Source organism: Brevibacterium oceani (assembly GCF_013623835.1).
Taxonomy (GTDB): Bacteria; Actinomycetota; Actinomycetes; order Actinomycetales; family Brevibacteriaceae; genus Brevibacterium; species Brevibacterium oceani.
This window is the reverse complement of the sequence record NZ_JABKDE010000002.1, coordinates 454239-467828: the sequence shown is the minus strand read 5'-3', so window position 1 is coordinate 467828 and position 13590 is coordinate 454239. Positions and strand designations below refer to the sequence as shown.

The window sequence follows — 13590 nt, the reverse complement described above, 5'->3', positions numbered from 1 at the left end:
CCGAGTCATCCATAGGAGGCTGAGAGAGATGCAGAAGGCGAATGGACTGAGGAAGTACCTGTACGAGTACATCTTCCACCAGGCAGTCGAACAGGCCCGAGATCAGACGAGCGAGATCGTCCCGATCTCCCAGGCGAAGTCCATTCGCGCACGAGTCGACGAGATCCTCTCTCAGCGCCCGGCGGCCCCAGTCGTCCCGGACGGGAACCCGATCTCTCAGAGCATGGCGCATCCGCGCCTGTCCATCCCCGACTGCCTCTCCGCCATCGATCAGGCACTCACTGAGGCCGTGCCCGACTACGAGCCGCAGTTCGGCATCCACACCGGCGAGGATCCTCGCTACCAGGAACTGCAGAGCGCGTTCATGCGGATGACGGAGGTCGGAAAGGACTCCCCGTCGAAGTCGGCGCGCCTGCCGATCAGCCCCTACGACCCGTCGTGGTCCGAGCGCGCGAGCGTGAAGCGAGCGGGCACCGCGCTCCTGTTCGTCCCCGACGAGACGATCGGACGGACGACAGAGGGTCGGGTCGACCTGCTGGCCGAGCCGCAGATGGGCTCGATCGTGCTGTGGGGCCTCGACGACGACGGCAAGGCGTACGAGGCAGGCCGCGCGATGACGAACGAGGACGCCTCCGGGCTGACGACCCTCATGGACAAGATGAGCCAGCGCGAGTACGAGCAGGTGCGCGGCTGGGTCATCGACGGCGGCCGCGACCCGCGGACCGGCCGGATCGACCGCAACCGCTTCATGTCCGCGCAGGCCGTCGCACGCTCGGCCGCCATCCTCGAGGAGCTCAAGAGCCAGGGCATCGACTACGAGGTCGTGCGCGACCGTGAGCCGGGGCAGATCAAGGCCAGGATCGCGGGGACAACGATGGAGGTCCGCCTGACCGACACGGTCGACGAGGCCTACGCCGGTGCGCGGATCTACGACAACGGCATGGTGACGCGCTACTCGACCAATTACCGGGTCCCCGGAGGCAACGCCGTGCACTCCCCCACGCCCGAGGAGGCCGTGCAGCTGCTGCGCTTCGCGCAGGGCCAGTCCGTCGAGCGCGCCGACGCGCCGGGCCGCCTCGTCGGCCAGCTGGGCACCACCCACACCGAGCGCGACGGCGGCCGCACGGTCGACGTCCCCGATGGCTACTACGACGCGAAGAGCCGCGAGTCCATGTTCGTCGTCGACGACTTCTCCGCCCCGGGGCGCGGTCGTCAGCAGGGCGCGAAGCTTATGATCCGCCGTGAGGCCAAGGAGCGCACCCTTCCGACCTTCTTCGTCGGCGCGGAGCCGGCTGAGGAGTACGCGGCGGCGGCCGTGGCCAGCGCGCGGGAGAACCTCCAGGAGGCACTCGACGCTGAGCAGATCATCACCCACTTCGAGACCCAGCGCGCCGAGGGGCTCAACCTCGTTGAGTTCGAGCCCCCGGAGTACTCGGCCGACCCGGAGATCGCCGCGATCCAGAGGACGTACTGGGGCGTGCTCACCGGCGAGCACACCGACCTGCTGCGTCCGGGCGCGACGGCGGAGATGTACGCCGAGAGGCTCGAGGAGATCGGCGAGCTGGGCCCTGACGAGGCCCCGGACATGGGCAACCTCGTCTACGGCGGCTCCGCGGCCGAGAAGATCCGCGCGCACGCCGATGACGTCCCCTTCGAGCTGATCGGCACGTGGGAGGCCGAGACGCACTTCATCGACGGCGACTGGGTCGACCAGCGCTTCGACCCGGCCCGGGTCGCCAAGTACATGACCAGCCCGACCGGGCAGTGGTCGAACCTCGACAGCCTCGCCGCCGCTCTGCGCGCCGCCGAGGTCTCCCCTGACGAGATGATGGGCACCGGCTTCCAGGCCATGCGGTTCAAGGACCGCATCGTGCGCTTCGACCTCGAGACCTCGGTGCCGATGGCCGAGCACCCGTCGCCGTTCGTGCGCCGGATGGGTGAGGTCGTGGCCGACAGCCTGGCTCGCAACGCCGCGACGATCGAGTCGGTGCGCGTCGACGACCAGGGCGTCGTCAGCTGGTCCGGGGCCCGGCAGCGCCGCAACGGGCGCACCGAGCCCGTCTCCGGCGAGATCGGGCAGATCTTCGACGTCGGCGAGCACGGTGAGATCGTCACTGGCTTCGCTTCCGGCGAGAACGCGCTCATCGTGCCGGGCTATGAGGCCCGCATCGCCGCACCGGTCCCCGGCCAGGCTCCGAGCTCGGTCGAGGAGCGGACGATCCTGCGCGGCTACGAGCAGCTGATGACCGAGCGGATCCGGCAGCAGGTCGCCGGCGACCTCATGTCCGGGCGCTCCCGCGTCGGCGAGCCGGCCTCGCTCAACGGCGTCTACTCGCAGCTGTACGGCACGAAGCACCCGGCGGACTTCATCGAGAAGGCCACCAGCCTCGAGCTGGACGAGGCCACCGGCGAGATCACCGAGAGGCTCGACGAATGGACGGCCTCGATCCTTGAGACCGAGGCGCGCCGCGTGCGCTACTCCAACGAGGTCAAGCAGTCCTCGACGATCTACGCCGAGTACCGCGCCCAGCGCGACCGGACCGATCCCGCCGACGACAACCGATTCGACGCCTGGCGTCTGACCGGCGGCCGGAACATGGCCGTGCTCACCGGCACCGACGCCAATCGCGTGGCCGCCCCCGGAGGCTACTTCGACCCGGTCATGACCGGCGGCGCGATCAACCAGGGCATCGTGCGGTACCTCACCGCCGACGCCGAGGTCTCCCCCGACGGGCGCATCGTCCCCGGCGACCCCGAGACGCTCTCGGGCTCCCGGACCCCGCTCATGACCCGGCCGGAGCTGGAGACCCTGCGCTACGACGCCTGGGACCGCCAGCAGATGACCGCCTCGACCATCATGCAGTCCTCCGAGGTCACCGAGCCGACGGGCACGGCGCTGATGACCTTCGGCGGCTGGACGGCGGATGACCCGATCGTCGTGTCCAAGGGGTTCGCCGAGGCGCACCGCATTCGCGGCGCGGGCGGTCAGGAGCGGGCGCTCGTGGTCGGTGACAAGCTCAGCGACCTGCACGGCAACAAGGGCGTGCTCTCGCTCATCGTCGACCGGACCATGCCGCTGGAAGAAGCTCGCGAGCAGGGCATCGAGCAGGAGGTCGCCTTCTTCCAGGCGAATCCCGACATGGACGTGGTCATGAGCCCGTTCTCGCTCATCTCGCGCCGCAACGCCGGATCGGCCCGTGAGCTCATGGACAGCGACCTCGGAGAGCTGCGCGCTCCCGAGCCGTCGGCGCAGGACCGTCTGCAGGCCGCGATCGCCGGGGAGGGCCCCGAGGCCCTCGCTCAGCCGACGCCGGGCGGCCTGGGTCGGATGCGATTCGTCGTCACCCACATGGCGGTCGACGAGAAGACGAAGATCTACGACGACGAGCAGGTGCGCGCAGGCAAGGGGCGCAAGGCGTCCTCGCAGCTGGCCTGGGCGCTGCAGAGCCAGGACTGCCCGGCGATCATGCGCGAGTTCTACGGCCACAACTCCGGGGCCGAGTCGAACCTGCGCGAGCACCTGCTCGTCACCGGTGTGGGCCTGACCGCGACCGGGGAGCTCTACGAGATCGGCGAGGGCGAGCAGCCCGACGTCGAGCGCCGCCTCATCCCGATGCCCGAGCTGCAGCTGACCAAGCCGATCCGGCACACCGGCCGTCCGGCGCTGAACACGACCTCGATGCGCAAGGCCTTCGGCCGGATCATCGGCGACCGGGGCGGGGACATGGAGCTGCCCTTCCCGCTGACGTTCCCGACCGAGCGGCAGACGGAGCAGGTCTCCGCGACCTCGTGGAAGCTGCCCGTGCTCTCCTCGCACCTGCGCAGCGGGCAGGAGTTCGATGACGGGACCTCGGTTACGCACGACTACACCCGCAACTACCAGGACGTCTTCATCGAGGCGTGCCGCTACCGATTCATGACCGCGCAGCTGAACGGCGAGCTGCCGGGCACCGAGCTCACTGCGGAGGAGCGCACCTCCCTGCGTCAGGAGATGAGCGCGTCGGTCTCCCGGGCCCAGCGCTCGTTCGAGGCGATCACCACTGACGTGAAGGGTCGGGTGCTGTCGGGCAAGAACAACGCCTTCAAGACCGGTCTGATGTCTTCGCGGCTGTCTGACTCGGCGACCATGGTCTGGACGGGCGACCCGCGCCTGGACATCGACCAGATCGCGCTGGGTTCGGCCAAGGCCGAGCAGCTGGGGCTGGCGGAGGGCGATCATGCCCTCGTCTGGCGCGACCCGGTCCTGCGCGACGCCGGCGTGCGCTACATGCGGGTGGCGATCGACGATCGGCTCACCGGTGCCGCGATCAACCCCGTCATGGACCAGTGCTTCGACGGCGACTTCGACGGCGACGCGGTCGCGGTGGTCAAGCTCCACAGCGAGGCCGCCAAGGAGGAGGCCCTGCTGAAGCTCTCGGTGCCCGCGAACCTGCTCGACACCGGCGTGGTCAAGGGTGACGGCTCGCATCCGCTGGCGATGCAGGTCTCCCTCGACACGCAGGTCGCACTGTCGAAGGACCCGGAGCTGGCGGAAGAGTTCACCAGCGCCGAGAGGGAGGCCAATCGCCTGCACCGCGGCATGCGCTCCGGCGAGATCGACGCAGTCGAGGCCACGGTCGGACGCGAGGCGCTGACCGAGGAGCTCAGCGACCTCTATCGCCAGGCCCAGAGCGGCGAATTCGGTTCCGCCCTGTCCTTCACGAGCGCCTACGAGCACGTGCAGTCCGTGCAGGCGGTGTGCGTCGACACGGGAGCCAAGGGCAGCCTCGGCAAGCTGTCGTCCTACGCCGACAAGCTCGGCCTGCAGGTCGATGACGCCGGCGGCTGGCACGACGTGGACCACGGCGAGCCCGGCATCACCGCGGCCGACCAGGAGGCCTCGATGTTCGCCACGGCGATCAAGGCTCATGGCACCGGCCTCGGCGGATCGTTCAGCCAGCGCGCGGTGCGAGCCCTGCGCGGGGACGACCTCAAGGCAGTGCTCGAAGTGACCTACCCGGTCACGCAGTCCATCCTGCAGGCCAAGCACGACGCGGCAGAGGCTCGCCACAAGTACGAGATGCTCCAGGGCCCCGGGCGCGATTTGTGGCGCGGTCGCAGGCTCGAGCACGTCGGCCCCGGCCAGTGGCGTCCCGAGTTCGTCGACGGCGAGCCGATCCAGGCCACGGCTGCGGAGTGGGAGGCGCAGTTCGTCGAGTTCTACGAGTCCAAGGAGGGCTTCGGCGTCAGCGTCAACCCCGACCACGTCGCGCGGGTGGCCCGAGCGCTCGAGGACCCGAGCACCGGCCTGATCCGCAACCTTGAGGAGGATCCGTCGCTGGCGGGCTGCCCGATGGACCGGATGGCCTACGGCGGGGACTTCTCCGATCTCGTGCAGATGGCGAAGAGCCGCGAGAACGTCTGGGGCGGCGAGAAGAGCGCGCAGTTCGTCTCCGCTCCGACGCGGCGCATCCTGCAGCGCAGGGAGGCCGAGCTGGCCGCCGAGGTGGCGGGCATCGAGGTCCCCGACAGCCCGGCGGTCCTCGACGAGGCCGTCAAGCGCGACGTGCTCGCCGACGACGCGGACAAGGCGCGGCTGCGGGGCGCGAACAGGCGCTCTGCCGCCGCCGTCGGCGTCACGGCACCGACGCGGCCAGCGCCCCGGTCGACGGAGTACCGGGCGAACGTGGAAGAGACCACCGCCGGCGACGGCGACTACGGACTGGGAGGCTGACATGGCAAGCAACGACGAGAGCAGGAGCAGGTCGCGCAAGGTGCTCCCGGTGGACTCACAGGGCGCGATCGACGTCGAGCCCGAGACGCCGGAGACGACGCCGCGGACGTACCCGACCGCGGACGAGCGCATCGACGAGCCGATCGACGCCGAGGTGGTCGAGGAGGAGCCGGAGGCTGATGCCGACCCGAGGCCGCGGAGCAGGTCGCGGGCGTGGCGCGAGGGCATCCGAGAGAAGGTGCGCGCCCACTTCGGCCCCGAGGCGGACGAGAAGCGGGCCGAGCGCGAGCGACAGCACGAGACCGACGCCCAGCGCCTGGAGTGGGACGACGACGAGCTCGACGAGCGCGAGCACGTGCTCAAGCTGCGCTCGAAGATTCGCACGGCCGGCGAGACCTACATGCAGTCGATCCGGGACTCCGGGCTGTCAGTGCCCGGCTACGAGGGCACCGAGCAGAAGTCGAAGCAGCTGAGCCGGAAGAACCAGGTCTACCTGCAGATGATGATGCAGTCGTGCGTCACCCCGCTCGCCCGCGGCGTGCGCCCGACGACCATCGTCCAGGCGGCCGGGATGTTCGTGGCGATGCAGATGCTGTCGAAGGACTTCCGCGACCAGGTGGGCGGCTACACCGGCCAGCTCAAGGACGCCATCCAGAAGCACTCCGACAAGCGGATCACCGCACGGGTGAACCGGATCGAGCGCGGTATCGAGGACAAGGAGTCGCTGTTCTCCAACGAGCCCGACCCTGAGAAGAGGGCAAAGCTCGTCGGCAGCACCGATCCGCGCGACTACCTCACGAAGAAGCAGCGCAAACGTTTCGACGACCTCCAGCACCGCGAGCGGGGCCACCGTGCGCCGTTCACGCCGGAGTCGGCCGCGATGACCGAGGTCGCCCTCCTCGAGGACGCCTACTGGTCGATGCGGGACCCGAGCACTGACAATGCGGAGGTGCGCCGGGGCTACCGGGCGATGCGCGCGCACCTGCACAACCAGATGTCCGAGGACGGGCTGGAGCGCCAGGACGTGGTCACGAGGGCCCGGATGATCTTCGGCGAGCGGATGGCCCAGGAGCCGGAGGTGCGCACGATGATCAACGGAGTGGCGCACGGCCGCATCGTCCTGTCGGAGCCGCATGAGGAGCAGATCACCGGGACCGACGAGGTCCGGCGCGTCTGGCGCGGCGAGGTCGAAGACCAGCTCGGGCGCAAGCTGCCCGACAGCGGGATGTTCACGCTCCGCGAGCCGATGAGCGCCGACGCCCACCAGGTCGCGATCGCCGAGACCATGGAGTCCTCGCTCATGCACGGCTGCTCGCAGTCGGGCCCCGAGAGCCTCGGCTCCAGCGTCCAGGGCTACTTGGTCGGCTTCGCGTCGCGCAAGGAGGGCTGGGACACCAGGAACCTCCCGGACGGCCTGCGCGCCCGGATCGACCAGTCACACGTGATGCTCGCGTCGATGGAGATGGACGGCCTGGACGACGACGAGCAGCGTCGGGTGTACTCCAACGCCTTCGTCGACGCGATGCAGGCGGTACGGGAGAAGAACCCGGAACTCGACCGCGATCTCGCCGTCCGCCTCGGCCCGGACTGGAAGGACCGGATGCAGGCGGCCGTCGAGGACCCCCGCGCGTTCCTCGCCGACCAGGTGCAGCGGGAGGAGGGCCTGCGCACGGCGTACAACGCCTACCGCGAGGGCAGCAAGGTCTACCAGCAGGGCCCGAGCGCGGGTCCGGCGGAGACGTCGTACCCGACCGACGAGTACCAGCCGGCATGAGCCGGAGGACAACAGCAGGCAACGACTGAGGAGGAGACATGGCAGATCACCAGGAAAAGGCGGCGGCTGAGGCCGAGGAGGAGCGCTACGGCTCCCGGTTCGCGCAGATGTTCGGCTTCGTCACGCCCGAGGACCGGCAGAGGTGGCAGCAGGCCCGCGCACAGAACAAGAAGCACGTCAGCTCGACCAAGTCGGTGATGAAGTCCGGCGTGGGCTCGATGATGGAGTTCGGCGACAAGAACATGGGGGCCAAGCTCAACGCGGCGCACCGGATGGCCGAGCAGGAGGTGTTCGAGACCAGCCACAACAAGGAGACCCAGCGCACGGTCGGCCAGGACGGACGGGTCGTCGAATCGGTCGCATACACGGACAAGGAGGACTCTGCCGAGCTCGAGGCCGACTTCGGCTACTAGTCGAGTCGCACATCGAGAGGAGCACGACTGGATACGTAATGGCCAGTCGTGCTCCTTTTCGAGTGGAGGCGGACTCAGATAGACTGGTTTCCAAGAGGAAATGACCCAAGGAGGCACGGTGTGACCATAGAATCGAGGGCGCAGCCGCGCATCAGCAAGCGCGAGTTCATCTCGCGGGTCGCGAGCAGGAGCGGCGCGACGGTCCGGTCGGTGAGCGATGTGTACGAGGCGCTCTTCGGCGAACTGACGGAGGCGGTGGCCGGTGGCGAGACGGTGGTGCTCACTGGCTTCGGCAGGTTCTATCGCCAGGACCACAAGGGCCACAAGGTTCGCTTCGGCAAGGAGGACGTCGACGACTACTCGGTGCTGAAGTTCTCTGCATCGCGCAGCCTCAATCGCAGGCTCGACGACGAGGCGGACGAGGACTACAACGACGAAGACGACCGCGAGGAGGCGCTGCTGGTCGGGTGATCAGCTGCGAGGAGAGCAGAGGGAGCGAAAAAAAGAGAACCCCGCCGAACGCGCAGAGCGTTCAGGCGGGGTTCTGTGCTGCGGGGCTCACCTGTCGGTGAGTGCGAACAGTACCGCGAGAAGGACGACGGCACCGATGATGACGCCGCCGCCGGCGGCGAGATGGCTGAAGTCGAAGGGCTGGCTCAGCCAGGCCGTGAAGCTCTCCCAGAAGGCGACGACCGTGGACACGAGTCGCTCGAAGAAACCCGTGAGCCAGCCGACGACGACCCCGATGCCGGCCGCGCCGAGAAGGCTGAGGCCGACGATGGAGCGAGCGGTGCGGAACATGGCCAGCTCCTTACTTCCGGTCCTCGAAGATCATGTAGTAGAGCCCGATGTGGGGGACGATGATCGCCGCGAGGGCGACCCACGCCCGCTTCGGGTCCTCAGCGACCCAGGCGACGCCGTCCTTGACCGGCTCGGCGTAGGCCAACAGCGGATCGAGCAGGTCGGTGAGGAAGACGACGTGGAAGACGCCGTAGGCGAAGGCGAGCATGATCCCGAAGGCGATGAGGCGGCGGACGAAGGTCCCCGACCTGTGCGCTCCTCGACGGTCGACGCCCGGAGCCTGGGACTGCGTCGAGCCGTCGGCCGGAGTGGATATCATCTGCTGCCCGTCCTCCGGTGGGGACTGGTACTCGTATTCGGTCTCGTGCTGCATCGTCTTCCCCTGCCTTGTCGATTCCCTATCGAGTCCAGTCTACGAGAGATGCTCGATAATGAACACAATCGCGTTCCGAATGATCAGTCGACAGGCTGGCGGTCGTCGTGGCCCGAGGCCTCGGGCAGACGGCTGGAGTAGGTCGGCGAGAAGGGGCGCTCGGCGATGGGCTCGGGTGCGGCGGCGAGATCGGCGAGCCTGACGCCCGTCGGTCGGCCGAGGCGCTGACCGGCGACGTGGTAGGCCCGGCCCCTGTCCCTCTCCCCCAGCGCGACGACCTCCCGGCGCGTCCTCTGGCCGGGCGCTTCGGGAGGCACGTCGCGGAAGACGATCCGGTGCGACGGCTTGCGGTTGGGGTCCGCGCCGACGTACATCGTCCGGCAGTCGGAGAGGTCGGGGTAGGAGGGCATGTACTCCAGGGCGTGCGTCCCGGGGTGCCCCTTCTTCAGGGCGACCAGCGCGTTCGAGGCCACCTGCAGGAGATTGCGGGCCTGCACGTCCTCGGGGTTGCGGCGGGCGCGCTCGGCGAGCGTGACGAGGTCCTCGTGGACGGCCTTCGGGATCTCGAAGTCAATGTCCGGCCGCCGCGGGTAGCCGTTAGCCATCGTCACGCTCGGCCTTCTCGTCGGGCGCGCGCAGTCCGTCTTCGATCATGCTGGCGAACGGCTCGCCGACGGTCTCGGCCCAGGCGAGGAGGTCCTCGTCGGAGGTGATCAGCGTGCTCGAGTCCTCGCCGCGCGCGCGTGCGTCGTCGCTGTCGGCGATGCGGCGCGAGAGCTCGGCCTGGAAGGCGCTCTCGTCGCGGACGTGGTCGGCGTGGTCGTGCTTCATCAGCCGCACGAAGGCGGCGAAGGGGATGACCGCGGCCTCCGGCTTGTTGCCGTCGCCGAAGACGAGGGGCTCGACCCCGCCCCGGCGGAAGGCGTCGAGCAGCGCACGGAGGTGCTCGTTCGTGATGTCGCGGGTCTGGGCGACGTTGACGGAGAACGGGGGCAGGTCGGTGTCGGGTGCGTCGCGAGTGGTGTCGTCGTCGTGAGTCATGATTCCATTCTAGTCGTGAGGGAAAGATCTGTCAGTGCCTGATTTACGAGGCGAATCGAGTGATCGACGAGAGCGAAGACGAAGACCCGTGCTCGATAGAGCACGGGTCTTCGTCGATCAGTCGGACTCCCCTGCCGGGCAGATTAAGGCGTGCCGCTCGGCGTCGATGGCGATCATCGACATCACCGGGCGCTGAGGAGCCTCGAAGCCGCATCGCGGGCAGAGGAAGCGATGGCGGCGCAGAGCATCGTCCATGTCGTCCCTTTCTCGTTCGGCCGGTCGGGAAGTCCTCCGGCAGCGGGTCCGCGGGGCCGTCGCTCAGCGCGTCGCGCAGTCCGGGTATCGATCCCCGTCGGCGCAGTGCTCGTAGGCGTGTTCGTCGACGTCGACGCGGCCGTCGGTGCCGCCCTCGGTCAGACGGAGAGTCCATCTCTCGGGCTCCTGGTGGACCATCGGGGTGTAGACCGTGCAGATGCCCTTCGAGTTGTAGGCGGAGCAGACCTGCTGGACCCAGGTGTAGGCCTTATGGTGGTCGCGTCCGGTGACGGTTCCGGCCTCGAGGGTCGGCGTGCAGGCGGACAGGACCGCGAGCCCGACGAGCGGAGCGATGATGCGTGGGCGCATGATGGTCTCTCTGTTCAGTTGTGGGGCTTCCTGACTGTCCTCAGTCGCGCATGTCGCCGGGCAGCGGAAGGTCGGTGTCCTCGGCGTCGACGACGAGCTGTGCGGTGCCGCCTTCCCGCTCGGAGTCGTAGAGCACTCCGTAGCAGCCGACGACGCCCTGCGGCGTGAGCACGCGGATGCCGGGGGCGGCGTCGGGGTCCCCGCTCGCGGCCCGTTCGACGAACAGCGCCGTCTTCTGCATCTCCAGGACGTCCTCGCCGGCGCTGCTGTCGAGCTCGTCGTTCAAGAGGGTCGACGGGTCCCAGCAGGGATTGCCGTCGAGGACCTCGACGTCGTAGCCGCCCTCCACGGCCTGGGCGATGTCCTCCATCCCGACGGCGGCCGCCTGCTGGGCCTCGGCCGTCGGGTGCGTCTGCGTCTCGTCGACGAGGGGCGTCGACAGCCACAGCCCCGCCCACCCCAGGGAGACGACTCCGACCACGATCGTGATGCCGGTGAGCTCGGCGACGTCGTCGCGCTTGGCCCTCAGGGCTCTGCGCCGATCCATCGCCGATGAGTGGCCGAAGTCCGTGACCGTCCCGGGGAGGCAGTCTTCGATCCGTGCGGACAGCGCCAGTCCCCATCGGACGGAGAGCACCAGGAAGACGGCGCTGAGCACGGCGAGCGGCAGCAGCGCGAGCATCGGGGCGCGCCACCGGGCGTCGATCGCGTCGGCGAAGAGGTCCGAGAGGATCCAGCCCCCGACGCCGACGGCGAGGACGAGGAGGGAGTACAGGCCGGTGCGCGCGCTCCGGATCAGAGCCCGTTCCTCGGAATCTCCAAGGTGCGCCTGATCCCTCGTGTTCAGGTCCTCGTCGATGCGCAACGAGAACCCGAAGGCCCGCGCGAGCATCGCGCCGAGGAAGAGCAGCACTGTTCCGACGGTGAGCCACCACGCGGGGTGGTTCCCGACGACGGTCGTCTCGGTTTGGCGGATGAGTTCGACGAGCTCGTCCATGGCGGCTCCTCCTTCTTCAGTGCAGGTCGTTGCTCAGTGAGATGAGTCCGCGCGCGATGGAGAGGACCGCGTCCCATCCGGGCTCGGCGTCGCGGTCATCGGCGATCTTGCGGACCTCGGTGCCGATGGACCGGTAGGCTCCCAGCGCGTCGTCGAAGACCTCGACCATCGCATAGGGCTCGTCCGGCTCGTTGGCGAGCACCGATATGTTCAGCCCCGGCACGAGGCCCGACTCGCGCAGACCGTTGACGACCTGGGCGACGAGGTCCGGGTCATGGGGCTCGCCGGTCGATCCCATCGGGTCCACCAGCTGCTCGCCTGTCGGAGACGTCTCGGCGGTGCCGAGCGCCCGGCCGATTTCGTCGTCGGCGTAGGAGAAGCCGGGGTGGACCTCCTCGATGGCGACGATCCGGCGGGTCTGGTGCGCCCGCGCGTCCCCGGCGGCGGGGAGGCCGCGCTCGATGTCCTCGATCAGGTCGGAGACGTTGCGGGCCTCGGTGACGGTGACCTCGCGCGCCTCGTCGAGGCGCAGCCGGGCCCCGCGGGGCTCGCGGTGGTCGGGCCCGGGGTCGGCCTCGGAGACGATCCTGTACTCGGGCATGGGTCAGTGCTCCTTCCGGGCCGCGGACCGCAGCGCGTCGATGCCCTGGCGGGCGTGCTCGAAGTGCCGCTTCATGGCAGCGGCCTCGTCGTCGGTGTAGGTCATGCGCGGGTCGATCGCGCCGAGCTCGCGGCCGATGCCGCGCTCGGCGAAGTCCAGGACGGCGGCGAGCTGCTCGGGCCCCGCCTCGACCCGCAGGCCCGTGACGACGCTCGGCTGGGCATCCGTGCCCTCCGCGGCCTGCTGAGCGGCGAGGTGCTCGCGGTAGAGGCGCACGGCGGCGTCGATGCAGTAGCAGGCGAAGAGGAAGTGGGCGTCGAAGCTGCGCAGGTCCCACTCCCAGGTGTCGGAGCCGACGTGCTCCTCGTTGTCGCGCAGCCAGGTGTGGGCTTGGTGCTCGGACTCGGCGTGCCAGCGGGCGTCGTCGAGGATCTCCTCGCGGCGCTCGACGGGCGACTGACGCGGGATCTCGATGTCGGCGAGCTCGAACCAGTCGTCCAACCCGTCCATCTCGGCCTGGCTCAGTCCGTCGGTGCTCCAGAGCTCGCGGAGAGCCTTGCGGGCGACGTCGTGCTGTCTGCGCCGCATGGTGCCTTGACCGGTGTAGAGCGTGGCTATGGAGTTCTCGAAGCCGTGAACGTCGTCTTGGGCGGTGAAATGCTGCTCGAGCCGCTCGTCGAGCGACGGCAGGTTCTGGTTGCAGGAGTAGCGCCGGCGCAGGTCGTCGATCTTCTTCAGCAACGCGAGCTGGCGGTCGCGGAACTCCTGCGCCTCGGTGCCGAGCTCCTCGCTCTCTTCAAGGTGCTCGCGCACCAGCTGGAGAAAGAACTCGGCGTCGTACTTCCTGACGTCGACGAGGCCGCGGCCCTGGATCTTCTCGGCCCAGTAGCGGAAGTCGATCGATGGCGCGCCGTCGGAGTAGTGTCCGTCGACCTTCCCCGCGGAGGCGAAGAAGCCGATCATGTCCTCCTCGCGCGAGAAGACCAGGCCCTCGCCGATGTCGCCGCTGGTGGCGAGATGGCCGGGCCACGTGACGAGGTCCATCGACCACATCCGGGTGCCGGGCTCCTGGAACCGAAGGTGCCGGTAGAGGCCGTCGTTGTGGATGACGTTCAGGACGTGCTCCTCGGTGTTCTTGAGGAAGTTCGCGTACGTCTGCGCGTAGGGATTCGCGGGCTTGGGCATGGCGGGGCTCCTGGTCGAGAGATGATCCCGAGGGGCGCGCGTCGCACAGGCGCGCACGCCCCCTGGGC

At 69.0% G+C, this 13590-nt stretch carries 12 protein-coding genes; 4 read left to right on the top strand and 8 right to left on the bottom strand.

Translation table 11 applies throughout. The features are described 5' to 3' along the window. Positions 1 to 28 precede the first annotated feature (28 nt). The 4 genes from HK401_RS05600 to HK401_RS05585 all read left to right on the top strand — a co-directional run bounded on the left by HK401_RS05600 (position 29) and on the right by HK401_RS05585 (position 8371). The gene (locus tag HK401_RS05600) at positions 29 to 5713 is read left to right on the top strand and encodes a hypothetical protein (protein ID WP_181273669.1); all 5685 of its coding nucleotides are present in this window, start codon (positions 29 to 31) and stop codon (positions 5711 to 5713) included. Position 5714: 1 nt separating this feature from the next. Further along, positions 5715 to 7487: a hypothetical protein gene (locus HK401_RS05595; protein ID WP_181273668.1), complete on the top strand. Its 1773-nt coding sequence runs from the start codon at positions 5715 to 5717 to the stop codon at positions 7485 to 7487. 38 nt (positions 7488 to 7525) lie between these two features. Beyond that, complete coding sequence (locus HK401_RS05590; RefSeq protein WP_181273667.1) at positions 7526 to 7900, top strand: hypothetical protein; 375 nt, start codon at positions 7526 to 7528, stop codon at positions 7898 to 7900. Between the two features lie 120 nt (positions 7901 to 8020). Then, positions 8021 to 8371: an HU family DNA-binding protein gene (locus HK401_RS05585; RefSeq protein WP_219921721.1), complete on the top strand. Its 351-nt coding sequence runs from the start codon at positions 8021 to 8023 to the stop codon at positions 8369 to 8371. 87 nt (positions 8372 to 8458) lie between these two features. Here HK401_RS05585 and HK401_RS05580 read toward each other — a convergent pair whose 3' ends face one another. The 8 genes from HK401_RS05580 to HK401_RS05545 form a co-directional block, all read right to left on the bottom strand. Next, entirely contained in the window at positions 8459 to 8701 is a 243-nt protein-coding gene (locus tag HK401_RS05580) for a hypothetical protein (RefSeq protein WP_181273666.1), read from the bottom strand. A 10-nt stretch (positions 8702 to 8711) separates the two neighbouring features. Then, positions 8712 to 9074, bottom strand: coding sequence for a hypothetical protein (locus HK401_RS05575; RefSeq protein ID WP_181273665.1), 363 nt, complete (start codon positions 9072 to 9074; stop codon positions 8712 to 8714). Between the two features lie 83 nt (positions 9075 to 9157). Next, positions 9158 to 9685, bottom strand: coding sequence for a hypothetical protein (locus HK401_RS05570; protein ID WP_181273664.1), 528 nt, complete (start codon positions 9683 to 9685; stop codon positions 9158 to 9160). Beyond that, positions 9672 to 10115, bottom strand: coding sequence for a hypothetical protein (locus HK401_RS05565; protein ID WP_181273663.1), 444 nt, complete (start codon positions 10113 to 10115; stop codon positions 9672 to 9674). The genes HK401_RS05570 and HK401_RS05565 overlap by 14 nt, the downstream gene beginning before the upstream one ends. 318 nt (positions 10116 to 10433) lie before the next feature. Beyond that, complete coding sequence (locus HK401_RS05560) at positions 10434 to 10739, bottom strand: hypothetical protein (RefSeq protein ID WP_181273662.1); 306 nt, start codon at positions 10737 to 10739, stop codon at positions 10434 to 10436. Between the two features lie 40 nt (positions 10740 to 10779). Next, complete coding sequence (locus HK401_RS05555; protein WP_181273661.1) at positions 10780 to 11736, bottom strand: hypothetical protein; 957 nt, start codon at positions 11734 to 11736, stop codon at positions 10780 to 10782. Between the two features lie 16 nt (positions 11737 to 11752). Continuing rightward, positions 11753 to 12337 carry a hypothetical protein gene (locus tag HK401_RS05550; protein ID WP_181273660.1) on the bottom strand — a complete coding sequence of 195 codons (585 nt, stop codon included), beginning with the start codon at positions 12335 to 12337 and terminating at the stop codon, positions 11753 to 11755. Between the two features lie 3 nt (positions 12338 to 12340). Next, positions 12341 to 13522 (bottom strand): hypothetical protein, encoded by a 1182-nt coding sequence (locus HK401_RS05545; RefSeq protein WP_181273659.1) that lies wholly within the window; start codon positions 13520 to 13522, stop codon positions 12341 to 12343. Positions 13523 to 13590 lie beyond the last annotated feature (68 nt).